The following is a 22,711-nucleotide window of genomic DNA, read 5'->3' as shown; positions in this document are numbered from 1 at the left end:
TTGCGAGTGAAGTATGACACAAATTTTAAAACATTCGTTTGAGGCTGTGAGTCTGTTGACTACCAACAACGGTATGCTTGACGTCACTATTGTTCCAGCCGTTAACCAGCCGGACTGGATCATTCCAAGTAGCCTAATTTTGAGTGTGGATGAGTCCCAGCAGCAGGTTTCTAGATACGACTGGCAACAGCAAGATTTGGCTGTATTTCATTTGCTACTGCAAGATCAAACCCCAGAAAAAATGATTGTTTTGGAAGGTAATACGACTGATCACCGTTTTGCCTTACAGACGGCAGGTGATCTGCGTCAGCTGCAAGCACGAATTTCTGAAGTGAAAGATGTAGAAACACCTGAACAATTTAGTGGTGCTAATACCGAAGGTAGGGAAGAGTATTTTGATAAAAATGACGTCTCATCCTACCTATATCAAACAGTGATGATTGATGACGAAATCTACTTAGTGCCAGATTTGGATAAAATTGCCCATTACCTGATTGATTCGGATAGCTAGATTCTTATCGTTATTTAAGGTATTCTCCATTCTATAAATAGTAAGCCAGTAACGTTAATGACTTCATCTCTTGAAGAGCATTAGCTGGCTTATAAAATTGATTAGAGATAATTCCTGATAAAGGTAGTAGAGTCACTCATGAATAATGCCAACTCGAATGTATCAAAGTGGTCGGTTAGTAGCCGTATTTTTCATTGGATTAGTGCAGCCTTACTGTTAGCCACATGGATAATGATACTGCTATATGAGAATTTAGATAGCAATGTGTTTATTGGATACCATAAAGCGTTCGGCGTGAGCCTATTATTTTGGATGATTGCCCGAGTCATCAACCGCATTTTTACTAAGGCGCCACCACCGTTAGCCATGCCAAAATGGCAAATGCTCGTATCTCAGCTGTCACATTTTGCTCTCTATGCCATACTGATTGCTATGCCAATGGTTGGCTTACTAATGGCAGTATATGGCGGTCGACCGGTTGATATTTTCGGTATCTTTCAGATCCCTGTATTCGTAACCCCAGATAGAAGTTTGGCTCGTTTTTACAATAACTTGCATACTGAGATTATCTGGCCAATGATTATTGGTTTTACGGTCTTGCATATAGCAGCCGCGTTATATCATCAGTTTGTCAAAAAAGACAATCTTATTGCCCGTATGAAATAATCGATAAACATTAAAAAGCCCCAAGTATCAAACTTGGGGCTTTTTTTATTCGTTGTAAAAATACGTACTGTTAGAATGTTATTTCTTATGCTCAGGCAAATTGATATTCATCTCTAACACATCTAAGCTGTCTTCAGAACGATGGTTAATATTGACATCATCAATCTGTACACCGTTAACGTATTTGTTCACGACTTCTAATATTTCACGTTTCATTTTTTCGATACGATCAACCGTTAAGCGATTGTTCAATCGGTTTTCGCTAGCAACGATAACTTTTAAACGCTCAGTTGCTAAATTCGCGCTACCTGCGTTACTGTTGTCGTCAGTACCAAATAGGCTACTCCAAAATCCTTTTTTCTTAGTCATCATTATCCCCCAAACCAGCGCTGTAATAGACTCTTTTTCTTCACGTCAATATGACGTAGTGGACGCTCTTCACCCAAGAAACGGGCGACAATGTCTTCATAACATTGACCAGCAACAGAGTCGGTATAATGAATAACTGGTTCGCCATGGTTGGACGCTTCAAGCACTGAATGGCTCTCAGGAACAACCCCAAGTAGTGGAACTTTTAGGATATCGTTCGAAATAGTATCGATATCCATCATCTCATTGGCAGCCGCACGTTCAGGATTATAACGAGTGATAATCAAATGCTCGCGAACCGTCCCTTGGTTCTCTTCTACTTTTTTCGTCTGACTTTGCAGAATGCCGATGATTCTATCTGAGTCACGCACTGAAGAGATCTCAGGGTTAGTGACAATAATAGCTTCGTCCGCATGGTACATCGCTAGCTGTGCACCGCGCTCGATACCGGCAGGTGAGTCACAAATGATGTAGTCAAACTGTTTAGAGAGCTCAGCCATTACCTCTGATACCCCTTCGTCAGTCAATGCGTCTTTATCACGTGTCTGACTGGCTGGCAGGATATACAGGTTTTCAAGCTGTTTGTCTTTGACAAGTGCTTGCGACAAGCGCGCGTTTCCAGTGATGACATCAACGAAGTCATAAACAATTCTGTTTTCGCAACCCATGATTAAGTCTAGATTACGTAGACCTACATCAAAGTCGATAACAACCGTTTTATAGCCACGTAACGCCAAACCAGCGGCAAAAGAAGCACTTGTCGTGGTTTTACCCACACCGCCTTTACCTGAAGTGATTACAACTATCTTCGCCACAATGGCACACTCCTATGAATCAATGGGATATCTTTTATATAAATAGCAAAATTACATGTTATTTACCTAACATATATACACTATCTTCGAAGCTAGCCTAGCATAAATAAACAAAAATTTATAGCAGCTCGATACTAAAGCAGAAAAACAACCTATGTATCGCTCCATTAGCCTCTCTGCGTGGTATTAGTAAGGTTATAACTATGGTTTTTGGCTTGTCGAATAGAGCAGCTTAACTACCTTAGTTTTCTATAAAGTCACTTCACGGTGTATTATTTTTAATGGCGTCTTAAGCTTCATCCATCACGGTAAATACTAAGCCTTCGCCTTCTACGAATTTTACTTGCACGGATTTGTCGATAACATGCTCAGGTAAATTGTCTCGTAAGCAATAGGTTCCTGCTACTGACACCAATGACGGATTAAAGACTTGGCAGAATATACGGGCATCTTTATCCCCTGTTGCGCCTGCCACCAAACGCCCTTGTGCACGGCCATATACATGTAAGCTATTGTCAGTAATCGCTTCAGCTCCGCTATTGATACTACTGGTCAAAATTAAGTCGCCGCCAACGTGATTGAGGCTTTGTCCTGAACGCAGCATTTGATCATAGATTAAGCTAGTAATATGCTGAGTGCTTACCAATGTCTCGGTTGGCAGACTAGATAGTGTGGTTTCAGTGGCAGGTTCGCTCGTGGTAGAAGCATTATCGATGTTGTTAGCACTAACTGCTTCAGCGTTGTCATTCTCTGCTGATAGTTGGGTAGGGATAGAGGCCTTTTTACTTGGTAATATACGTTCAATACGCTTACCATCTGCTGGAAATATCGCTAAGCGCTGCTCACGTGCTTGCGCATCAAGCATACCTGTCACCACGCCAATAGGCTGCAATCCCCATGCCCATAACAGCTCTACTAGTGCTGATAAATCCTGCTCAACGTCACTATCAATAAGGATAGGGATATTGCTCGATTTATTACTGAGTGTTTCAGATAGCTGAGCTTCTATAGCTGCTAGATCGCTTGTACTAAACTGTACGCGTGAAAACGTCAGCATCTTGCCATAGAAAGCTAGCGCTGGTGCAGTCTGGTTATCGTTAGCTGAAACTGTCATATACAAACCCTTAAAAATAATTCTGTCACGGTATTATGTCTCTTCTTACATCATGCTATTAGATAGCTAAACTATAGATTTAGTATATCTTGGTGCTTCCATTGCTGCACTTTTACCTGCGCTTCAAACGCAGTCAAACTGTCATCAATGATACTAGAAATTAAAGTATCTAGCGCTGTATTATTGGTATCTATTTGCGCAATACCGCTAGCAATTTCCATCATCAATATATCCAAGCGCTTAGGGTCTAAAAGTCGCTTGTTTAATGCGTTTACGACGTTCTCACCGATATTGTGCCCGACGTGATGTAGCTGTGACTCAATCAGGCTGCCCGCAATAGGTATCATGCGTAGATAGCGGCGCAACTCAGGTGTGTTGGCCAATCCTTCCTCAATAGCATTACCCATTTCGCTCGCCAATATACTGCCGCCACCTGATGAGGCAGTCAGTTCCTGCAGCTTCGGTGCAAGCTCTGTACGCAGCACGGATAATACGGCCGCTTCAATCTCATTTCGATTTTTTGCAATCGTCGACTCAATGAATGATTTATGCGTGTCTGAACTGGTTAGCTCTTGTCGAAAGTTCTGTATCGCTGTCAAAATAACGCGATCGGAGAGCTCTTCTAACAGTAGGTCAATGTAGAACTTGATTCGGTTGATCCACGACTGCGGCAGTACTTGATAACCAAGCTGATATAGACGTCGTCCGATAACGACCGCTCGCAGCAGTCGCAAAGCACGTAGCTGCGGAAAACAGCCTAATACTTCGTACCAATGAACGAATGGGAAAAAGAACCAGCGATAATAGACTTTTTGTTTGATGGCAATCGCCCAGCGCAATAGCAACTCAACGACCAAAAAGATAGTAAAAAATCCTCCAGCAGTGCGTAGAGGATCATGTAGAGTGCTCTGATACCAATTGAGCGCTTCACTGATGGTTAGCCATTCTGCAGCATTACTACTAAAATTGCTCATCAAAATAGCGTCGATACTGATCAATAGCAGATCAATACTGATGGCAATAATCATGACAATATCGTAAGTGAGCTTAAAGCGACTCGGCTTTGGATGGTTAGGTTTTGGCGGCTCATTACTTATTGGATAAGGAGGCTGACTCAAAACAGATTCGGTAGCTAACGGCGAGCTAGTAGTAGAGGTGGGCACAGTCATACCTTATAAGTGATAAATGGCACAAAAAATGGGTAAGAGTTCGATATTTACTACCATTTACTATCAAAGTAGACATCGAAAATCTATGGGTTCATGATTAGTCACATTATCAATGAATAAGGCTAAAAAACAACCCATCTTTGATTAAAATTTACTTATGATGCATGGCTGTTTTAAAAGCATACATCATAAGTAAGATATGACTATTGTGACATTCGTACCCGTAACTTTGTTGTCCAATAGCTTTTCAACTCGTGCTCGATACTTATTAAATCAACGTTTGTTACATCGATATTTACTACTTAGTGCGCTTGTATAGACTGTGCTTGGTATTTGATAAAATTTAACGGACAGCCAATTTAATATGGCTGCTCATGATTGTTAGGCATCTTGCGCTTTAGGATTGGTTTCAAAATCTGCCAACATAGTGCTAATACGTTCATCTTTTTGACGCCACACTTGTTCAACCCAGTCGAACATTTGAGCTTTTGTGTCTTCATCATTTTCGTAGCCACCTTGCTTGATACTTTCGAACAACGTATCTGGTATATCGATGTAGCGCAAATCAACGCCCAAACGTTTAATGTTGCCTTTCCAAAGATCCCCGTAGCTTGGCACACCATCAGGGTATACGATGGTCATGTCTAGTATGCCATCGATATCTTCACCTAGTGCGCTAATAGCCAATGATAATCCGCCTGCACGAGGTTTCAGTAAGTGCTTATAAGGCGATTTTTGCTGAGCTTGTTTGGCTTTGGTAAAACGAGTACCTTCCAAATAATTCAATAAGGTAAACGGTTTGTCTTTTAGTAGGGCGCAGGCACGTTTGGCTTCTTCGATGTCCTTGCCTTTTAGCGCAGGGTTTTTGGCAATGGCTTCTTTTGAGTGTCGGCGCATCATTGGAAAATCTAAAAAGTAAAAAGCTTGACCAACGATAGGGATGTAAATCAGCTCAAACTTGGTAAAAAATCGCGTAAGTGGCAAGCGCTTTTCGCCAATATACTGCACGATGCTAGTATCGACCCATGATTGGTGGTTGCTCACCAGTAGGTATTTACCATTGATATGAATATCGTCCGGTAGATTGATACGCCAATCTTTGCGAGGCAACATATTGTCGATCAAGGCACTGTTGCTACTGATCCAGTGAGTAGCAATTTTAATGACGGCTTTGTCTGCAATAGAGGCGCCAGTAATGACTTTACCGACGCCCATTAGCCATAAAGGAATACTACCACCGAAGCTATTGGCGGCGATGACACCAGTGGCTGTTGCAAGCGACACAGCTTTGCCCAGTTTAGGCGAACGTTTATGCATTTTTCGAATGGTAGATGTCAATCGCATGCTCAATCCTTTTCAGTCTATCTAATTAATAGTAAGCCGTATGTCGTTGAATCTGTCCTAGTCAAGTCAGGAATGTTACGAACGTAAAGCTTTAAATCATGACTATTTAAAGCAGACAAATTCAGCGATATAATTTTAGCAGAAACATGTTGTAGTGTACGGTTGTAAACGTGACTAGTGGTAGCAAGGCGCGAAGATTTGACCTATAAAACCATTGAAATATAACCTGCACTTCTCATACATAGGTATGACAAAATATTACACAGAGATAGGTTGTAGTTGCCATAATAATGGGGAATGTAGATAAGTACTTAAAAAAGATTAATGGACAATCTTTATAAAAAGCACGATTTTTTAAACTTAAGAGGAAATATTATGCGTAATACTTTAATGATTGCAGCAGTAGCATCAGGTCTAGCACTTAGTGGTTGTACAACAGATCCAAACACTGGACAACAACGTCTAAACAAAGCTGCTCTAGGTGGTCTAGTTGGTGCAGCAGGTGGTGCAACTATTTCAAAAGCAACAGGCGGCGACAAAACTGGTCGTGATGCGGCTATCGGCGCAGCACTAGGTGCAGGCGTTGGTTACTACATGGAGCGTCAAGCTCGTCAACTTGAGCAGCAAATGGCTGGTACAGGCGTAACTGTTGAGCAGAACCCAACCACTGGTAACATTGATTTGGTTATGCCAGGTAGCATCACGTTCTCATTTGATGATGCAACTCTTAGCTCATCATTCAAGCCAACGCTTGATAAGCTTGCTTCAACGATGAACCAGTATAACCAAAACACAATTACTATCGCTGGTCACACTGATAGTAAAGGTTCAGCATCTTATAACATGGGTCTGTCACGTGATCGTGCTTACTCAGTTGCTAACTATTTAACAGCTCGCGGTGTTGCTTCAAACCGTGTAAACGTTGTTGCTTACGGTGAGTCACGTCCAATCGCAGACAACAACACTGAATACGGCCGTGGTCAAAACCGCCGTGTTGAATTAACAGTTAACGCACCACAGAGCGTAAACTAATCAATAGTTATAACTAATAAATAGCTATATAGCTATTAAGTATGTGCTAGATATTTGAGCACATATATTCAAAAAGAGTCAGCGATATGCTGGCTCTTTTTTTATGTTTTCAGTTTGAATAAAACAGTGATTATTGATAGATATAGTTAATATTAAATTAAATATTGATAATGATTATCAATAACACTATAATTTGTCAGTGTTTGCTATTGATGCAATATTAAACGTCTTATCGTGCGCACTGAGATTTAATGTGCATGGCTAAGATAGCCTGCTGTAACATGGCTTGATTATCAAAATAATTGAGGCTACTTAACCAAAACGAATTTTTTGCTATATTTCTTGAGGATATGTATGACGATTACCACAGTAACGAGCCGTAAGCTTTTACCAACTACTTTAGCTGTTGCACTTGCAGGATTGTTGATGTTGTCGGGCTGTACAAAGCAAGCCGATGAAGACACCAATGCTGCGACAGAGACGCAAACAGAAGTAGCAAGCACAGAGACAGCTGATAATACAGAGATGACTGCTGCCGAAAAAGCACATATTGATAGATTGATTATCAGTTATGCAAATATGGCACACGCCGCTTATAAAGATTCGTTGGACACGGCAAAAGCGCTACAAACTGCGGTAGAGACATACGTAGCCACTCCAACAGAAGAAAACCTTGATGCTGCAAAGGCTGCCTATAAAGCAGCACGTCAACCGTATTCACAAACTGAGATTTTCCGTTTTGATGAAGGCTTTGTGACTGCCAATGATAAACGTGCTATCAACAGTATTGATAGCTGGGAAGGGCAGATCAATGCTTGGCCACTTGATGAAGCATTAATTGATTATGTTGGTGATGACTACGAAGGCGAATATAACAGCCAAGAGAACATCATCAATAGCGACAGCATTACTGTCGGTAGTATCAAGCAAGATACCAGTACGATCACACCTGAGCTACTCGCAGAAATGAATGAAATCGGTGGTAGTGAAGCCAACGTAACGACTGGCTATCATGCGATTGAATTTATGCTGTGGGGTCAAGACAACAATGGCGTAAAAGAAGGCGCAGGTAATCGCCCAGTCACTGACTATGTGACTGAAGCCGGACAGTGTACTAGTGGTGAGACCGTCAATGAAGATGCCAGTATCTGTGAGCGCCGTGGTGAATTCTTAACCGCTGCAACTCAACTATTGGTCGATGATTTGACAGCGATGGAAGCCCAGTGGCAGCCTGATACTGAGAATACCTTGCGCAGTGATTTGATAGCGCGCAAATATGACAATGGTCTGCGCCAAATTATGTATCAAATGGGTAGCCTAGCATTAGGTGAGCTTGCGTCTGAGCGTATGCAGGTCGCTTTTGTTACTGGCTCTACTGAAGATGAGCACGAATGCTTTAGTGACTTGACTCATTTAAGCTATGCCAATAATGCGCGCGGTATCCAAAACGTCTTTAATGGTAGCTATACAACAGTCGCTGGTAAAACAGTGGGCGGCTACGGTATCAAAGATTATCTAACGGATAACGGCCACACAGAAGCCGCTGATAAGTTGGCTGCTGAATTCAACAAAGTAGAAGGCGCGTTCAACGTTATCGTTGAAAAAGGCGAAAAAGACGGCATCAAGATTGACCAGATGATTGCAACTGTCGGTCAAGCCAGCCAAGAAGGTATCTCTGCTGAAGAACAAAACGTCCGTCGTGGATGGGTTGAAGCGGGCATCACTAGCTTACAAGAGCTCACAGCCAGTATCGAGAACGCTGCAAAAGCAGTTGGAATCGATAATCTAGACGCAGATGCAGGGTCACAGTTTTAAGAAAAATTTAAGCTAGCGGCCCTTATTTAAAAGCCTTTCATTGGCTTTGCGACGTTTTATTAGTCGTTATAGGTCAGTAACCGCTGTTTATTAGATACTTAGATTAGATATAATACGTGCGTTGTCAGCCACCGTTGGCAACGCATTTTTACGAGCATTAAATAAGCCAATTGGCCGGTGTACCATTTCATTATATGTCGATAAGCAATGATTGTGACGACATATAATGAGATGGTATGACAAAATTTTAATGGTTCTACTCTAGCGCTAAGGCAATTAATTTCTATGAACGCCAATAATGTTAACCCCTCTGATTCTCCTCTTGCTACTCAAACTCTACGACATATACCCTCTAAGCTTGTGCTAATTATCGCGAGTGCAATGGCTATCAGTGCGTGTCAACCATCTGATAGCGTTTCTGACGACACTTCTAACAATGTTGCTGATAACACTTCAGAGCAGGCCTCAAGTGATAAAAACAGCCAATCGCTGTTGTCCGAACATGCCAAAAATATAGAAGCACTGGCAGGCGTGCCAATGCAGCAACTGGTGAGCTTTGACCCTCAAGAGATCAAGCAGGGCGGCGACTCTGGTATTAGTATTAGCAGTGCTGAGAGCTACTCGAAGCCTTCATCGAATCTAGCGGCTTCTCGAAAAGGGTCGTTCTTTATTGGTAATGCATTCTTCAAGCAGCCATGGGTCGTTGCTCCTGCCAGTACTGATAGTCGTGATGGACTGGGCGCATTATTCAATGTGGCTGCTTGCCAGTCTTGTCATGTCAAAGATGGGCGAGGTCATGCGCCGATGACTGCCGATGACGATGCTGATAGTTTGTTGATTCGTCTGTCTATGCCAGCGACGACTGATGAGCAGCGCCAACAGCTACAGGATTCGCTGATTGAAAAGGTGGCTCATCCTATGTATGGCGGACAGCTACAAGATCGTGGTATTCAGGGCGTGCCTGCTGAAGCGAGAATTGCGGTGCAGTGGACAGACAAACCAGTTACCTTTGCTGACGGATATGTCGAGACGCTGCGTGCGCCAACGTTTAATTTGACCAAACCTGGTTACGGTGCTTTTGACGATGACATGATGGTATCACCGCGTGTGGCGCTACCAATGATTGGGCTTGGGCTACTAGAGCAAATACCTGATGATGACATTAAGAAACAAGCTAGCGACAGTAATGATAGCGATATCAGTGGTAAGTTTAACTGGGTCATGGATCCGCAAACGGGCAAGCGTGCGCTTGGACGATTTGGATGGAAAGCGGGTCAAACCAAGCTGATTACCCAAAACCAAAGTGCCTTTAACGAAGACATGGGTCTGACGTCCAACATCCGTCCTAACGAGTCATGTATGCCAACGCAGACCGCTTGCCTAAATGCAGCGACAGGTGCTGATGAGCAGGGCAATGGTAAATCACCCGTTGAAGTAAACGATGAGGTCGCTAAATTTGTAGAATTTTATACTCGCAATTTAGCAGTGCCGCATCGCCGTAATGCAGATGATAAGATCGTGCTGGCTGGCAAAAAGCGTTTTTATGACATGGGTTGTCAAAGCTGTCATACGCCAAGATATCAGTTGCCAAAAACCGACGATGATCATCTTGAGCAGCATGGACAAGTAATTTATCCTTACACAGATTTGCTATTGCACGATATGGGCGATGATCTCGCTGATCGTACGATTGCTGGCAAACTACCACCGAAAAGTGCCCAAGTTGAATTTTTAGCCAACTCTTATGAATGGCGTACGCCAGCACTTTGGGGCGTGGGGCTTGCGCAGACAGTCGATCCTCAAGCAACGTTTTTGCATGATGGCCGTGCCCGTACGTTGATGGAAGCTGTTTTATGGCATGGCGGAGAAGCCGAAAAGCAAAAGCAACAAGTATTAAAGTTAGACAAACAAGGTCGCGCAGAGCTTAATGCGTTCCTAAAGTCGCTATAATAAAATCATTGTAATAAAGTCGCTATTATAAAATCAGTATAAAAACGCTATAAATTACTATCTATAACATTACCGAGAAACCTATGAAAATAAACCACGCTTTGGCAATGGCGCTATCTGCATTAAGTGCTGGACTGCTGATCAGTTGTGTCAAACCTGCCGATGACAACAAAGCTGCAGATGTAGACAGCCAAAAAGTTGTGCAAGACAGTGCAGCTACTGACAGCTCAATAGAGAACAGCAAAGAAAGTACTGAGCAAATCGTTGCGGTAGATATCAGCCCTGAGACTGCAAAAACGTATTTGACGCATGTGGCAGACGATATCGTGATTCCTGCGTATGCTGATGCAGCCAAGCAAAGCGATCTATTGAATGAATTGGCGCAGAAGCATTGTACCCAAGCACCCGTAAGTGGCGATGAGCTACAAGCATTACGTGCGCAGTGGCTATTATTGGCACAAGCATGGTCAAGTGCTGAGATGGTCAACTTTGGTCCTGCAACTGCTAGTATGAGCAATCTATACATCAACTACTATCCTGACGAGCGCGGACTCGTACATAGTGGTGTGGCTGATTTAATCGCTGCCAATCCAAAACTAACGCCAGAGCAGCTTGCTGGCGAGAGTGCTATCGTACAAGGCGTGCCAGGGTTGGAAGAGGCTTTGTTTGCTAATGAAAGTCTAGACGCTAGTCAGTGTGCTTACGTGATTAGCGCCAGTAGTGCGTTGAGCACGCGTTTAAAAGACATCGAGAAAAACTGGCAGCAAAATGCGACTGATTTATTGGCGATAGACAAAACAGCAGAAAGCGATAGAGGTCTAAATCAGTGGATTAACTCTCTACTGTCATTGATTGAGACTATGAAGTCTAACGCTATTGATCAGCCACTCGGTCTGACAGGTAAAGCAAAAGGCCATTTGCCTGCTGCTACTGCTGGTCAAAGCCGCGCTATCATCAATGCTAAGTTAGATACGATTAATAAAGCCATGACTGATCCAGTACTGACAGCTATTCTTGGTAGCAATGACGAAAACAAAGTTTCGGATAATCTATCAACTGCATTGGCTGATACAACTGCATTATTAGCACAAATGCCAGAAGATTTATCAGAGGCGGATAAGGACGATCAACAAGCGTTGTACGATCATCTGACTGATGTCACTCGTCTGATTAAGCGCCAGTTAATCCCAGCACTTGGTATCCGTGTGGGCTTTAATAGCACTGATGGCGATTAGACAATGTCTACTATCGAAGTGGGTACAGCAGTGTCAGCAGTCCAGACTCATGACCAGATGAACAGGTCTAATCGGTCTGGGAGAACTTCGTCAGCTCATGAGCTTTTGACGACTTCAGTGCTGACAGCAGTGGGTACGGCGGCGCTGGTCGGTATTCACCATCGTTATCGTAAGCAGCAGCATCCAGATGCCAGTCTGCAAGATTATGTGGACGGTATTTGTACACAGTTGCAGGTATTACGAGCTGGCCCTGATTCAATGCCGAAGCTTTCGCGATTGCGCTATGCTTGTGAGCAAGCAGCGGCAACATGGAAGCAGGCTTATCATGCTGTAGGTGATGATAATAGTGATGTACCTGATTTTGCTGTCATGCATACGACAACGATGCTGGCACGACCAGTCAGTTGGGTCAGTGGCGTCGCATCCATGCCAAAAGATCAGGCTGCATCAGGCCAGAGTGAGCACGACTTTGGCGTGGTAGGTATTGATGCTGACAGACAAATCGTTTGGCAGACGACTATGCCTGAGCGTGTCCACGACATCGTTGTTCAGCCTGTATCTGTTAATGTATCTGAAGCTCAGCATAATACTGTCGAGCAGAGACGTGATGTCGTCGTCATGGGTCGTCGTCCAAGCGAAAGATTCTGGGTGCTTAATACGTCAAATGGGCAAGTACAACATGCGATTACAGCTGATGTAGACCGTCACTTTTATGGTCATGCTTGCTACAGTTTAGATGGCAGCTTGCTCTATGTAACCGAGAATGACACGGTGAGTTTGGCAGGTAAAATTGGTATCTATGATGCCCATGATGCTTATCAAAAAGTAGCAGAATTTGACTCATATGGTATCGGCCCGCATGAACTAGTTATGCATCCTGATAGCGAAACGCTCGTCATTGCAAATGGTGGTATCAAAACCGAGCAGGCCTCACGCGAAGAGCTAAATCTAGATACCATGCGACCATCACTGGTTTATCTGAATCGTCATGATGGCACATTGCTTGAGCAAGTGACTCCCGAACATAATCAGATGAGTGTGCGCCACTTAGCCATGCACGATGACGGCACAGTGATGATCGGTATTCAGTTCCAAGGTGAAAAACATATCAATGTACCGTTAGTGCTGACTCATAAACGTGGTGACGCCAGCTTTACACCACTCACTATGCCAAACAATCAATGGCAACGCTTTCACCAATATATCGCTAGCGTGGCGGTAGATAGTGAGCGTAACCTACTGTGTGTGACTACACCGATTGGCGGCTGTGCAGCAATTTATGATTTACATACTCGCAAGCTGATTGATGATGTAAATCTGCCAGATTGTGCAGGGGCTTCGGTGTTAGCTAGTTCTAGTGCTTCAATGAGTAAAATTGATAAACATGCCGAACCGACAGGATTTATTGTCAGTGATGGTCAAGGGCAGTTAACCGCGTTAAGAGTAAATGCTTTGCCAGAAGTAAAATTTGACGTAAACGACATCGAACCTCATAAGCGGATTATCAAAGACAGTCAACTGCATATGATGTCTTTTGACAACCACTTACAAGCGTTATAATAAGTGACGCTAAGCAAGAGCGACAGACGAACAGGCATGACTATTAATAACGACTATCACTAGAATGACAGTAATAGTCAGCCAAGGAGTAGAGCATTAGCTTAGACACCAGTTTAGATACTGTCAGACAGCAGCTTGCACAGGCAGGCATCGAGCTACACATTAGTAAAAAGCGTGTTAAAAATATCAATTTTCGCTTAAAGCCCCATACGTTGATGGTCTCTGCACCGATGCATGTCAGCGCATCACAAATGTTGCATGCTGCGGCTAAGCGGGTGCCTTGGGCTATTGCAAATCACCCGCAGGTATTAGAGCAATACAAACGTAGACAGAATACGCCGTCTGACATTTCAGCTGCTAATAATTCAGTTTTATTATGGGGTACAGAGCAGTCATTTACGCTAAGCCCCGATCAAAAAATCACCTATTATCGGCAACAACTCTCCGAAGTCGCACCTGCATTATTTGATAAGTGGCAGCCAATCGTTGGCGCTTACGCCAATGAAATACGATTGAAAAAAATGCACACACGTTGGGGCAGTTGCAACACGCGTGCAAAACGAATTTGGCTATCGGTTTATCTTCCTGCCTATCCTATCGAATGCACCGAATACGTAATCGTTCATGAGTTGTGCCACTTGCATCATGCCAATCATAGCCGAGCGTTTTGGCAAACGGTTGCCACAGCGATGCCAGATTATCAGCAATGGCATAATATCCTAGCGGGCAAAACAGGGCAGCTGGATTAAACCTATTACCTAACTATCTAACCATCTAAATAGCCCTCGTAAATAGCTCGATATCATCTATGTAACTTTCATTATGCAGAGCATTAAGTCCTATTTTTATCATTATTTTTAAAATAAGGACACACCTGAATAAGCCTGATATGATAAGGAATAACGGTACAAATCGTTTCGTTTAATCAGCAGGTTTATATACAGGGATGTCATATGGAAAACGTCAACCAAGCGGAGTTTTGGCAGCAGCGTTATGAAAAGAACAGCATCGGTTGGGATATGGGGCAGGTATCGCCACCGCTCAAAGCTTATATTGACCAGTTACCTGAGAGCGCGAAAGGTCAGGCGGTACTAGTGCCAGGTGCAGGCAATGCCTATGAAGTGGGTTACTTATATGAGCAAGGTTTTACCAAGGTTACGCTGGTTGACTTTGCCCCTGCACCGATTGAGACGTTTGCAGAGCGCTATCCTAGTTTCCCCTCTGAGTATTTGATCTGTGCGGATTTTTTTAGTTTGTCAGCTGAGCAATATCAATTTGATTGGGTACTAGAGCAGACGTTTTTTTGTGCGATCAATCCATTGCGCCGTGATGAATATGTGCAACAGATGGCAAAGCTGTTAAAGCCACAAGGCAAATTAGTTGGGTTGCTATTCGACACGGATTTTGGACGAGAAGAACCACCATTCGGCGGCGGCAAGGAAGAGTACCAGCAGCGTTTTCAAAGTTATTTTAATATCGATATTATGGAGTCCAGCTATAATTCACATCCAGCACGGCAGGGTAGTGAGCTATTTATAAAGCTGCAAGCGAAGTAAGCTCGCGCTTGATATTATCTCGCGCTTGCGTTTCTAACTGATTATAGTAATGGTCAGTCAGATAGAGTTTAGGATGTGCTAGTAATACTTGTAACACTGCAGTGCGCCCATCACGGTAATCGTCATCGGCGATATGCTTATATTCTTGACGTATTGCCTTTGCATACTGCTCATATGCAGACCAAGGCGCACCCAAAATACTCAAATCCATATCTAACAGATATGCCGCATCGTTATATTTGTCACTATCTACCAACGTATCTAGCTGATGATTAGCGGTCATCATAATGAGAGCGTGAATGTGTTGGTATTGCTCTGAACTGAGATAAGGGCTCAAAGCATCTGTCGCAAATTCTGCACTTTTCAACTCATTGTCGGATCGTGTTGGGTCGTATATCACATCATGATAGTACAGTACTAATGCAATGATATGCGGCTCAGACAGAACCTGCTTAATATTCTCAAACTCTACCAACAACTGCTCAATATGATTGAGCGTATGATAGGCACGTTGTGGTTCACCATAGCGCGTCACGATATCCTGCCACAGCCTATCTACTTGCTTTGGCAGGGTATCGCTGGTCATAGCTGACAAATGCTGTGCAAAGCACTTGCCAAGCTCATCATGCTTATTTGAGACAGTTTTCATATGTCATTTTTTCACTATGACCGTGGTAAAAATGGTTTGGTTATTCTTTATTAGCCACTGCATCTTTAAATGCTTTGTTAAACACCTCACCCAGCAAGCTAACATCATCGACACGCGCATAGTTCAGACGGGTGACAAAGGCAATATGGCGATGCGGCCCGTCTTCAGCCAATGGTATGGCCACGGCATTTTGGTTTTGCAGGTGTAGCTGATCGAGCGCCATTTCAGGCACGAGCGTTGTGCCCATATTGGCAAGCGCCATTTGAATCAAAGTATTTAAACTGGCATCTGAGAAGCTTGATTTCATTTGTGCGCGGTCGAAATGACAGACAGACAGCGTCTGATCGGTTAGGCAGTGCCCTTCACCAAGTAACATCAGATTGGCAGTCGCCAGTTCATCAGCATTGATGGTATCAAGCTTGGCATGTATGTCGTCTTTTGGGAACACGGCAAAGAAGTCTTCACTCCAAAACTCAAAACTATGTAGCCCATCTACCGCATACGGCAACGCAATGATAGCCGTATCGATATGACCATAGCGTACTTGCTCAAGCAGACGCTCTGTCTGTTGTTCGACGATGGTCATACGGAACTCTGGATATTGAGCACGCAGCGCAGGCAGTACTTTTGGCAGCAAATAAGGTGCAATCGTCGGAATGATACCGACAGTCATAGGATAGGCAAGCGGTGTCTGATGGCTATGAGCACGCGTGGTCAGATCGCTCACTTCAGAAAACACTCGCTGCGCCCGCGTGAGAATGTCTTGACCGATAGGGGTAATCAATACCTGCTTATTATTACGCTCAAAAATCTGCGTATCTAGCTGTTTTTCTAATTCTGCGATACCCAAACTCAGTGCAGACTGCGAGATATTGCAATCTTCAGCCGCACGTTTAAAGTGACGATGTTTGGCGACGGCTAGGGCAAACTCAAGTTGTCGTAAAGTAATCATAAAACCTCTCTTTTAGTGGGTTTTTAATGCAATTTATTATGTTCGGTCAACCTTTATAAGGTAGCAAATTACCAATTAAGCACCAATGATAAAATGTAGAGATAATAGTTTAACAAGTTTAATAAAACAAAACATCACATTAAAAACTTTTAACTGGATTAACCATAGAATTCGCGTATAGTTTGTCAGGTAGCCCAGAGAGCCAAAGGGCTAATTGAAAAACCATATAAATAATTTCCAATTTACTTAACTATAGAGGAGCCAACCATGGCGTCTATTATCAATCAAGAAATCCCAGAATTTTCAGCAGATGCATACGTAAACGGTGAGTTCAAAACCATCACTTCAGAAGACGTAAAAGGCAACTGGGCGATTTTCCTATTTTACCCAGCTGATTTCACGTTTGTTTGCCCAACTGAGCTAGAAGACATGGCTGCTCATTATGACGAGCTAAAAGGCCTTGGTGTTGAAGTATATTCAGTATCTACTGATACGCATTTCACGCACAAAGCATGGCATGATTCTTCAGAAGCTATCGGTAAAGTACAATACCCAATGATCGGCGATCCTACTGGTAAAATCACTCGTGGCTTCAACGTCATGATTGAAGAAGCAGGCTTGGCTGAGCGCGGTACGTTCTTAGTAGATCCTGATGGTTTGATCCAAGTAGCAGAAATCCATGCTGGCGGCATTGGCCGTAGTGCAAAAGATATGCTACGTAAAGTGAAAGCAGCACAGTATGTTCGTGAAAATGACGGTGAAGTTTGCCCAGCAGCTTGGGAACAAGGCGGCGACACATTGAAGCCAAGTCTTGACCTAGTTGGTAAAATCTAAGTAGACATTTCATACTTAGATAAAAGTAGCGCTGTATCTTAAACATCTGATTTAAGTCAGTGCTACAAGTAAAGACCCCATTAACATAAGTTGATGGGGTCTTTTTACGTCTTAAGCATAGGTATTGTTAGTATTTTTTTTCAGCATATCTCTAAGTATAGACGCAATATTAAGCGCGAGACTGTGCTTTATTTTTATCAATGGTTTTATAAATCTCGTCTTTAAGCTGTAGCTTTCGTCGTTTCATTTGTTCGATTTCTTCGTCGCGACTGGCATGCTTGACTACATCGTTTTCAAGCTTATTAATTTGCCTATCTAGAGTCGTATGCTCATCGAAGATACTCGCAAAATGCGTGTCCTTTTGCTTGAGCTCATCGATAATATCACTGTGATCTTGCCATGTGTCTGTCATTGTCATGTTGTCATCCTTGTTATTTAGTGCAGGCTTAGAATAAGCGTAAGCACTTTATGGTTAAGACGCTTATGATGGTGAGACTTTATTTGGAAGGGGTGAAAGTTTAATGGTAATAAAGATAGTTACTTCACGATATTGATAATGCATATTGCTATCAATACCATTCGATTGTAGCGAAAAAATAGACCATGTACCATCACTATCATTTGTTTGTTTATTTGTATTTAATTATTTAAAGGAATAAACGATTGGTTTTATAAAACATAAAGTTTGAGTTTCTCAGCTTGCCGAAACTCGCTAAACGCTTGATAATAGACACATCAAAGGGCAAGAGCCCACTATATATAATCTTTTATACAAAATTATTAACACCAACTATTTCATATTTAGACGCGTAGCATGACAGCTGCCGTTACATATTCAGTCATAATGAGGAACAAACATGATAGATCAGAATTTATTAGATGCCGTTAAGAGCTATAGCCAAAACATGACACGCCCAATTACCTTTGTATTAGGTAATGGTACGCATGCAAAACGCGCAGAATTGGTAGATTTTTTGACCAAGATTGCTGGAACAACAGACAAAATCAATTTCGATGCAGAAGCAACTGACGATAGTTTGCCTAGTGCGATTAGCTTTAAAGTAGTCAGCCACATTGATGGCGCATCAGATGATACTGGTATTGTATTTAGCGGTATTCCAGGTGGTCATGAGTTTACGTCATTGATTTTGGCGATTCTGCAAGCGGGTGGTCATACGCTAAAGTTGGATGAAGGTATCCAAAAGCTAGTTAAGCGCTTTAATAAGCCGCTACAGTTCCAGACCTACGTGTCATTGTCATGCCATAGCTGTCCAGAAGTCGTTCAAGCATTGAACCAATTCGCGCTATTAAACGATGGTATCAGCAATGAAATGATCGATGGTGCATTGTTCCAAGAGCAAGTAGAAGCGAACAAAATCCAAGGTGTACCAGCTGTATTCTTGAATGGTAAACCATTTGCTAACGGCTTAATCGACACTGCTAAATTGATCGGAAAATTGCAAGAGCAGTTCCCTGACTTATTGTCAGAAGTAGAAGACGATGCTGAGCAATTAGAGCAGCAAGACGTTACTATTATCGGTGCTGGCCCTGCAGGTGTGGCTGCTGCCATTTATACAGCGCGTAAAGGCTTGAAAGTTACAATGGTTGCTGATCGTATCGGTGGACAAGTAAAAGACACGCAAGATATCGAAAACTTGATTTCAGTGCCGCTAACCAATGGTACGGATTTATCGACCAACTTTGTCAAGCACTTAGCCGAATATAACATCACATTAAAAGAGCATGTGAGCGTTAAAGAAATTGGCGAGACTGAAGAAGAGAACTACAGTATTCACCTAAATACTGGTGAGAGTTTTAATACTCGTAGTATCATCTTGGCGACAGGTGCACAGTGGAGAAAGCTTGGTGTACCGGGTGAAGAAGAGAATATCGGTAAAGGTGTGGCTTTCTGTGCGCATTGTGATGGCCCATTCTTTAAAGGTAAAGATATCTCAGTGATTGGCGGTGGTAACTCAGGCGTTGAGGCAGCACTAGATTTGGCAGGTATTGTCAATCACGTTACTGTACTCGAGTTCGCAGATGAGTTAAAAGCTGACCAAGTACTGATCAATAAAGCCAAAGAGAAAACCAACATCGAGTTCATTACCGGTGCAGCAACACAAGAGATCAAAGCGACTGATGGTAAAGTATCGTCTATCGTCTACCAGGATCGCAGCACAGGTGAGACTCATGAGCGTGATTTATCAGGGGTGTTTGTACAGATTGGTTTAGTACCAAACACTGGATTCATCAAAGGCTTCGTTGATCTAAACCGCTTTGGTGAGATCGAAATCGATGAGCGCTGCCGTACAGATCGTAAGGGTATCTTTGCATGTGGTGATGTAACCACTGTGCCATTTAAGCAAATTAACATTGCGATGGGTGAAGGTAGTAAAGCGGCATTATCAGCGTTTGAATACTTGGTCATGCAGTAAGTTATTCGGTTTAGTTTCAGTATAAAAGGCCACCTCGGTTGAGGTGGTTTTTTTATGCTATCGCATAAATACGTCTATATAAAAAATCCTGATATTTAGGAAATAGCCATTTGCGTGAGCCAATAACCCGATTTTACTCAGAAAATATCAGTATTTACGTTACAAATTCGACATTTGCATTACAAACTGGTGTTGTTGATGCAATAATGTATGCAATAAAACCTAACATAGCGTCATGAACTATAAGGAAAGTAGGCATGGAATACATTGAAGCTTTTTTCGCCCTAATCGGGGATCTAACGTGGGGCTGGGCGCTCGTGCCTATGCTAATTATCTTTGGTTTATTATTTACCATCGTAGGTAGGTTTGCCCAGTTTAGATATTTTAAACGTATGTTCCGCGTATTTAAAACGGATGAGGTAGGTGACGACGGAATTTCTGCCCGTCAGGCGTTGCTCGTTTCTATCGGTGGACGTGTAGGCGGCGGTAACATTGCTGGCGTTGCTGTTGCCATCTCTTTAGGAGGTCCGGGAGCGGTATTCTGGATGTGGGTTGTGGCCTTAATTGGCATGATGACCAGCATTGTCGAGTGTAGCTTAGCCCAGCTTTACAAGCGTAGAGACAATGATGGTAACTTTCGCGGTGGCCCTGCGACCTATATTTTACATGGTTTAGGTAAAGACTATCGCTGGCTCGCCGTCATCTATGCGATCTCGTTACTACTGTCTTTTTCTATCGGGTTTGTGGCGTTCCAAGGCAACACGGTAGCAGGCTCAGCTCTTGAAAGCTTTGGTATTGACCGCTGGATAACGGGTGTAGTACTGGTAATTGCAGGTGGATTTATTGTCTTTGGCGGTATTCAGCGCATTGCAAAGGTAGCCGACGTTGTCATTCCTGTGATGGCATTAATCTATATCAGTATGGCACTTATTATTATTGCATTTAACTTTACAGAACTGCCTGCACTAATGGTAATGATTGTCAAAAATGCTTTTGGCATTGAGTCTGTCGTGGGCGGTGGTATTGGTGTGGCAATTGAGCAAGGTATGAAGCGTGGTTTATTCTCTAATGAGGCAGGTCTAGGTTCTGCGCCTAATATTGCCGCCACCGCTTATGCTACTCATCCTGTTAGTCAAGGTATCTCACAGTCATTATCTGTGTTTATTGATACGATAATCGTATGTAGTGCCACCGCATTTATGATTTTACTGAGCGGCGTGTATCAACCAGGTGCTGAAGTCGATGGTATTGTACTGGCACAGCAGGCGCTAACGACCCAGCTTGGGGATTGGGCGCAGTATATTCTCACCATATCGATATTGCTATTTGCCCTAAGCTCTATCATGTATAACTATTATATGGGTGAAAATGCCATTAATTTCTTGATTAAAAAGAATATCAAAATGGCGACTCTGGTTTTGCGAGTTGTGGTGATTGCGGTATTATTCTTGGGCGCAGTGGCTCCTGCAGCAACCGCAGTGTTCTTCTTTGCGGATCCGTTGATGGGCGTGCTAGCGCTAGCAAACTTATTGGCCTTGATAATGTTATTTCCACGAGCTAAGCGTCTACTTGACGACTTTGCAAGTCAGTTAAAATCAGGGATTAAAGAGCCGTTGTTCGATGCGCAAGAGTATGAAAAACTGGATCTTGATCTGAGCGCATGGGGTAAAAAAGCGGTAAAAGAAGCGTTAGACCAAAAACAGTAGTAACCGTACGCTTTACTTGTCATGAAAGAAAAAACCACTTTAGCTAAGCTGAAGTGGTTTTTTTATGCAAGATATTATTTATGCCTAAAATGAATGGTTATTCGCCAATACGCCAGCTAACGACATGATCTCGCCTGCTTCATCTTCTTCAATAATACGAGTTTCTATCAGTGCTGATTGTTGCCATGCCTGTATGTGTGGATGATTTAACATAGTTTGGCAATACTGCTTGGTAAGTGGCTGCAAAGTAATATCAGATGCATCAGCATAAGTCTGTAATCGCAGCACCACTGGAGCAAAAAACACATCAGCTGCTGTGAAATCTCCGAATAAGAAACTGTCTGCTGAGCGACTCTTTAAACAATCGGCAAAGATGTCTTCGATACGAGTAATATCAGCCAAACAAGCATTACTTGGTTGTATCTTAGCCGTTGCTCGTATATTCATCGGCATTTCATTACGAATGCCTGTCAATCCCGAATGCATCTCAGCCACGATGCTTTGGCAATAGGCACTATTTACTCTACTTTGGTTATTATTTCGTTTTTCAGCGTTAGATTTATCAATACCTGTCCAAATATCAATATCCGTAAAGTACTCATTAACATGCATAGCAATCGCTAAGGTGTCCCAAACGGTTACTTTATTATCTTTTTCACCATAGACTAAAATAGGCACCTTACCCGTTGGTGAATGTGCTTCAAGCGTTGGACGTGCTGATGGATGAAACAACTCAATAAGTTGCTCATCAAAATCAACATCAAATGCTTTGAGCAACAGCCACGCTCGTAGCGACCAAGATGAGTAGTTTTTATTACCAATAATTAATAGCGGTTTTTGCATCATAGAGTCCTATTAAGCGATAACAGTAGCATTTTATTATGTACTCAATGTTGAGTATTGACCAGTCTATAACCCGAGCTATATTTCTATCATTTAAATCCTATTTCAAAAAAAACGCCCATCCAATGTTTGGAAGGGCGCTTATTTAGACGGGCA

21 protein-coding genes are annotated in these 22,711 nt (G+C 42.8%); 12 read left to right on the top strand and 9 right to left on the bottom strand.

The genetic code is table 11. The features are described 5' to 3' along the window. Nucleotides 1-13: 13 nt before the first annotated feature. Together ACQKCP_RS10525 and ACQKCP_RS10520 are read left to right on the top strand one after the other, a co-directional pair. Nucleotides 14-511 carry a hypothetical protein gene (locus tag ACQKCP_RS10525; protein WP_427612282.1) on the top strand — a complete coding sequence of 166 codons (498 nt, stop codon included), beginning with the start codon at nt 14-16 and terminating at the stop codon, nt 509-511. A gap of 138 nt (nt 512-649) precedes the next feature. After that, nucleotides 650-1,177 carry a cytochrome b gene (locus ACQKCP_RS10520; RefSeq protein ID WP_427612281.1) on the top strand — a complete coding sequence of 176 codons (528 nt, stop codon included), beginning with the start codon at nt 650-652 and terminating at the stop codon, nt 1,175-1,177. A gap of 78 nt (nt 1,178-1,255) precedes the next feature. Here ACQKCP_RS10520 and minE read toward each other — a convergent pair whose 3' ends face one another. The 5 genes from minE to ACQKCP_RS10495 all read right to left on the bottom strand — a co-directional run bounded on the left by minE (nt 1,256) and on the right by ACQKCP_RS10495 (nt 5,988). Beyond that, complete coding sequence (gene minE, locus ACQKCP_RS10515; protein WP_057762631.1) at nt 1,256-1,546, bottom strand: cell division topological specificity factor MinE; 291 nt, start codon at nt 1,544-1,546, stop codon at nt 1,256-1,258. Between the two features lie 2 nt (nt 1,547-1,548). Beyond that, on the bottom strand, nt 1,549-2,361 hold the full coding sequence (gene minD, locus ACQKCP_RS10510) for a septum site-determining protein MinD (protein WP_057761560.1): 813 nt from the start codon (nt 2,359-2,361) through the stop codon (nt 1,549-1,551). 289 nt (nt 2,362-2,650) lie between these two features. Continuing rightward, a complete protein-coding gene (minC, locus tag ACQKCP_RS10505; RefSeq protein ID WP_427612280.1) occupies nt 2,651-3,475 on the bottom strand; it encodes a septum site-determining protein MinC in 825 nt (274 codons plus the stop codon). A gap of 71 nt (nt 3,476-3,546) precedes the next feature. Then, nucleotides 3,547-4,644, bottom strand: a complete 1,098-nt coding sequence (locus ACQKCP_RS10500) for a hypothetical protein (RefSeq protein WP_427612279.1) — start codon at nt 4,642-4,644, stop codon at nt 3,547-3,549. A gap of 381 nt (nt 4,645-5,025) precedes the next feature. Further along, nucleotides 5,026-5,988: an acyltransferase gene (locus tag ACQKCP_RS10495; protein WP_427612278.1), complete on the bottom strand. Its 963-nt coding sequence runs from the start codon at nt 5,986-5,988 to the stop codon at nt 5,026-5,028. 375 nt (nt 5,989-6,363) lie between these two features. Here ACQKCP_RS10495 and ACQKCP_RS10490 point away from each other — a divergent pair, with 375 nt between their 5' ends. The 7 genes from ACQKCP_RS10490 to ACQKCP_RS10460 all read left to right on the top strand — a co-directional run bounded on the left by ACQKCP_RS10490 (nt 6,364) and on the right by ACQKCP_RS10460 (nt 15,136). Continuing rightward, nucleotides 6,364-7,020 (top strand): OmpA family protein, encoded by a 657-nt coding sequence (locus tag ACQKCP_RS10490; RefSeq protein WP_057761553.1) that lies wholly within the window; start codon nt 6,364-6,366, stop codon nt 7,018-7,020. A gap of 354 nt (nt 7,021-7,374) precedes the next feature. Beyond that, nucleotides 7,375-8,835 carry an imelysin family protein gene (locus ACQKCP_RS10485; RefSeq protein WP_427612277.1) on the top strand — a complete coding sequence of 487 codons (1,461 nt, stop codon included), beginning with the start codon at nt 7,375-7,377 and terminating at the stop codon, nt 8,833-8,835. Between the two features lie 381 nt (nt 8,836-9,216). Continuing rightward, a complete protein-coding gene (locus ACQKCP_RS10480; protein WP_427612361.1) occupies nt 9,217-10,785 on the top strand; it encodes a di-heme oxidoredictase family protein in 1,569 nt (522 codons plus the stop codon). A gap of 83 nt (nt 10,786-10,868) precedes the next feature. Continuing rightward, entirely contained in the window at nt 10,869-12,020 is a 1,152-nt protein-coding gene (locus ACQKCP_RS10475; protein WP_427612276.1) for an imelysin family protein, read from the top strand. Nucleotides 12,021-12,023: 3 nt separating this feature from the next. After that, nucleotides 12,024-13,580 (top strand): DUF1513 domain-containing protein, encoded by a 1,557-nt coding sequence (locus tag ACQKCP_RS10470; RefSeq protein WP_427612275.1) that lies wholly within the window; start codon nt 12,024-12,026, stop codon nt 13,578-13,580. 215 nt (nt 13,581-13,795) lie between these two features. Continuing rightward, nucleotides 13,796-14,329: a M48 family metallopeptidase gene (locus ACQKCP_RS10465; protein ID WP_427612360.1), complete on the top strand. Its 534-nt coding sequence runs from the start codon at nt 13,796-13,798 to the stop codon at nt 14,327-14,329. Between the two features lie 204 nt (nt 14,330-14,533). Further along, entirely contained in the window at nt 14,534-15,136 is a 603-nt protein-coding gene (locus ACQKCP_RS10460) for a methyltransferase domain-containing protein (protein ID WP_427612274.1), read from the top strand. Here the strand turns inward: ACQKCP_RS10460 and ACQKCP_RS10455 are convergent. After that, nucleotides 15,114-15,785 (bottom strand): HD domain-containing protein, encoded by a 672-nt coding sequence (locus ACQKCP_RS10455; protein ID WP_427612273.1) that lies wholly within the window; start codon nt 15,783-15,785, stop codon nt 15,114-15,116. The genes ACQKCP_RS10460 and ACQKCP_RS10455 overlap by 23 nt on opposite strands. 40 nt (nt 15,786-15,825) lie before the next feature. Continuing rightward, on the bottom strand, nt 15,826-16,737 hold the full coding sequence (locus tag ACQKCP_RS10450; RefSeq protein WP_201568716.1) for a hydrogen peroxide-inducible genes activator: 912 nt from the start codon (nt 16,735-16,737) through the stop codon (nt 15,826-15,828). Between the two features lie 267 nt (nt 16,738-17,004). Here ACQKCP_RS10450 and ahpC point away from each other — a divergent pair, with 267 nt between their 5' ends. Further along, entirely contained in the window at nt 17,005-17,571 is a 567-nt protein-coding gene (gene ahpC, locus ACQKCP_RS10445) for an alkyl hydroperoxide reductase subunit C (RefSeq protein WP_057761534.1), read from the top strand. Nucleotides 17,572-17,740: 169 nt separating this feature from the next. Here ahpC and ACQKCP_RS10440 read toward each other — a convergent pair whose 3' ends face one another. Beyond that, entirely contained in the window at nt 17,741-17,989 is a 249-nt protein-coding gene (locus tag ACQKCP_RS10440; RefSeq protein WP_057761532.1) for a YdcH family protein, read from the bottom strand. A 439-nt stretch (nt 17,990-18,428) separates the two neighbouring features. Between ACQKCP_RS10440 and ahpF the strand changes: the two genes are divergently transcribed. Both ahpF and ACQKCP_RS10430 read left to right on the top strand, forming a co-directional pair. Then, nucleotides 18,429-20,006, top strand: a complete 1,578-nt coding sequence (gene ahpF / locus ACQKCP_RS10435) for an alkyl hydroperoxide reductase subunit F (protein WP_427612272.1) — start codon at nt 18,429-18,431, stop codon at nt 20,004-20,006. Between the two features lie 257 nt (nt 20,007-20,263). After that, a complete protein-coding gene (locus ACQKCP_RS10430) occupies nt 20,264-21,712 on the top strand; it encodes an alanine/glycine:cation symporter family protein (protein WP_427612271.1) in 1,449 nt (482 codons plus the stop codon). An 84-nt stretch (nt 21,713-21,796) separates the two neighbouring features. On the opposite strand, the gene ACQKCP_RS10425 is transcribed toward ACQKCP_RS10430, so the two are convergent. Next, the gene (locus ACQKCP_RS10425; RefSeq protein WP_427612270.1) at nt 21,797-22,555 is read right to left on the bottom strand and encodes a glutathione S-transferase family protein; all 759 of its coding nucleotides are present in this window, start codon (nt 22,553-22,555) and stop codon (nt 21,797-21,799) included. Between the last annotated feature and the right edge of the window lie 156 nt (nt 22,556-22,711).

It is taken from the genome of Psychrobacter sp. NPDC078631, from assembly GCF_050268165.1.
Classification (GTDB): Bacteria; Pseudomonadota; Gammaproteobacteria; order Pseudomonadales; family Moraxellaceae; genus Psychrobacter.
Note: the sequence above shows the minus strand (reverse complement) of the source record. Positions and strands in the feature narration are given on the sequence as shown.

What these genes read in the sequence shown, in the direction of transcription:
- ACQKCP_RS10525 (WP_427612282.1), top strand. Translation starts at nt 14, where the DNA reads ATGACACAAATTTTAAAACATTCGTTTGAGGCTGTGAGTCTGTTGACT.
- ACQKCP_RS10520 (WP_427612281.1), top strand. Translation starts at nt 650, where the DNA reads ATGAATAATGCCAACTCGAATGTATCAAAGTGGTCGGTTAGTAGCCGT.
- minE (WP_057762631.1), bottom strand. Translation starts at nt 1,546, where the DNA reads ATGACTAAGAAAAAAGGATTTTGGAGTAGCCTATTTGGTACTGACGAC.
- minC (WP_427612280.1), bottom strand. Translation starts at nt 3,475, where the DNA reads ATGACAGTTTCAGCTAACGATAACCAGACTGCACCAGCGCTAGCTTTC.
- ACQKCP_RS10500 (WP_427612279.1), bottom strand. Translation starts at nt 4,644, where the DNA reads ATGACTGTGCCCACCTCTACTACTAGCTCGCCGTTAGCTACCGAATCT.
- ACQKCP_RS10495 (WP_427612278.1), bottom strand. Translation starts at nt 5,988, where the DNA reads ATGCGATTGACATCTACCATTCGAAAAATGCATAAACGTTCGCCTAAA.
- ACQKCP_RS10490 (WP_057761553.1), top strand. Translation starts at nt 6,364, where the DNA reads ATGCGTAATACTTTAATGATTGCAGCAGTAGCATCAGGTCTAGCACTT.
- ACQKCP_RS10485 (WP_427612277.1), top strand. Translation starts at nt 7,375, where the DNA reads ATGACGATTACCACAGTAACGAGCCGTAAGCTTTTACCAACTACTTTA.
- ACQKCP_RS10480 (WP_427612361.1), top strand. Translation starts at nt 9,217, where the DNA reads ATGGCTATCAGTGCGTGTCAACCATCTGATAGCGTTTCTGACGACACT.
- ACQKCP_RS10475 (WP_427612276.1), top strand. Translation starts at nt 10,869, where the DNA reads ATGAAAATAAACCACGCTTTGGCAATGGCGCTATCTGCATTAAGTGCT.
- ACQKCP_RS10470 (WP_427612275.1), top strand. Translation starts at nt 12,024, where the DNA reads ATGTCTACTATCGAAGTGGGTACAGCAGTGTCAGCAGTCCAGACTCAT.
- ACQKCP_RS10465 (WP_427612360.1), top strand. Translation starts at nt 13,796, where the DNA reads ATGGTCTCTGCACCGATGCATGTCAGCGCATCACAAATGTTGCATGCT.
- ACQKCP_RS10460 (WP_427612274.1), top strand. Translation starts at nt 14,534, where the DNA reads ATGGAAAACGTCAACCAAGCGGAGTTTTGGCAGCAGCGTTATGAAAAG.
- ACQKCP_RS10455 (WP_427612273.1), bottom strand. Translation starts at nt 15,785, where the DNA reads ATGAAAACTGTCTCAAATAAGCATGATGAGCTTGGCAAGTGCTTTGCA.
- ACQKCP_RS10450 (WP_201568716.1), bottom strand. Translation starts at nt 16,737, where the DNA reads ATGATTACTTTACGACAACTTGAGTTTGCCCTAGCCGTCGCCAAACAT.
- ahpC (WP_057761534.1), top strand. Translation starts at nt 17,005, where the DNA reads ATGGCGTCTATTATCAATCAAGAAATCCCAGAATTTTCAGCAGATGCA.
- ACQKCP_RS10440 (WP_057761532.1), bottom strand. Translation starts at nt 17,989, where the DNA reads ATGACAATGACAGACACATGGCAAGATCACAGTGATATTATCGATGAG.
- ahpF (WP_427612272.1), top strand. Translation starts at nt 18,429, where the DNA reads ATGATAGATCAGAATTTATTAGATGCCGTTAAGAGCTATAGCCAAAAC.
- ACQKCP_RS10430 (WP_427612271.1), top strand. Translation starts at nt 20,264, where the DNA reads ATGGAATACATTGAAGCTTTTTTCGCCCTAATCGGGGATCTAACGTGG.
- ACQKCP_RS10425 (WP_427612270.1), bottom strand. Translation starts at nt 22,555, where the DNA reads ATGCAAAAACCGCTATTAATTATTGGTAATAAAAACTACTCATCTTGG.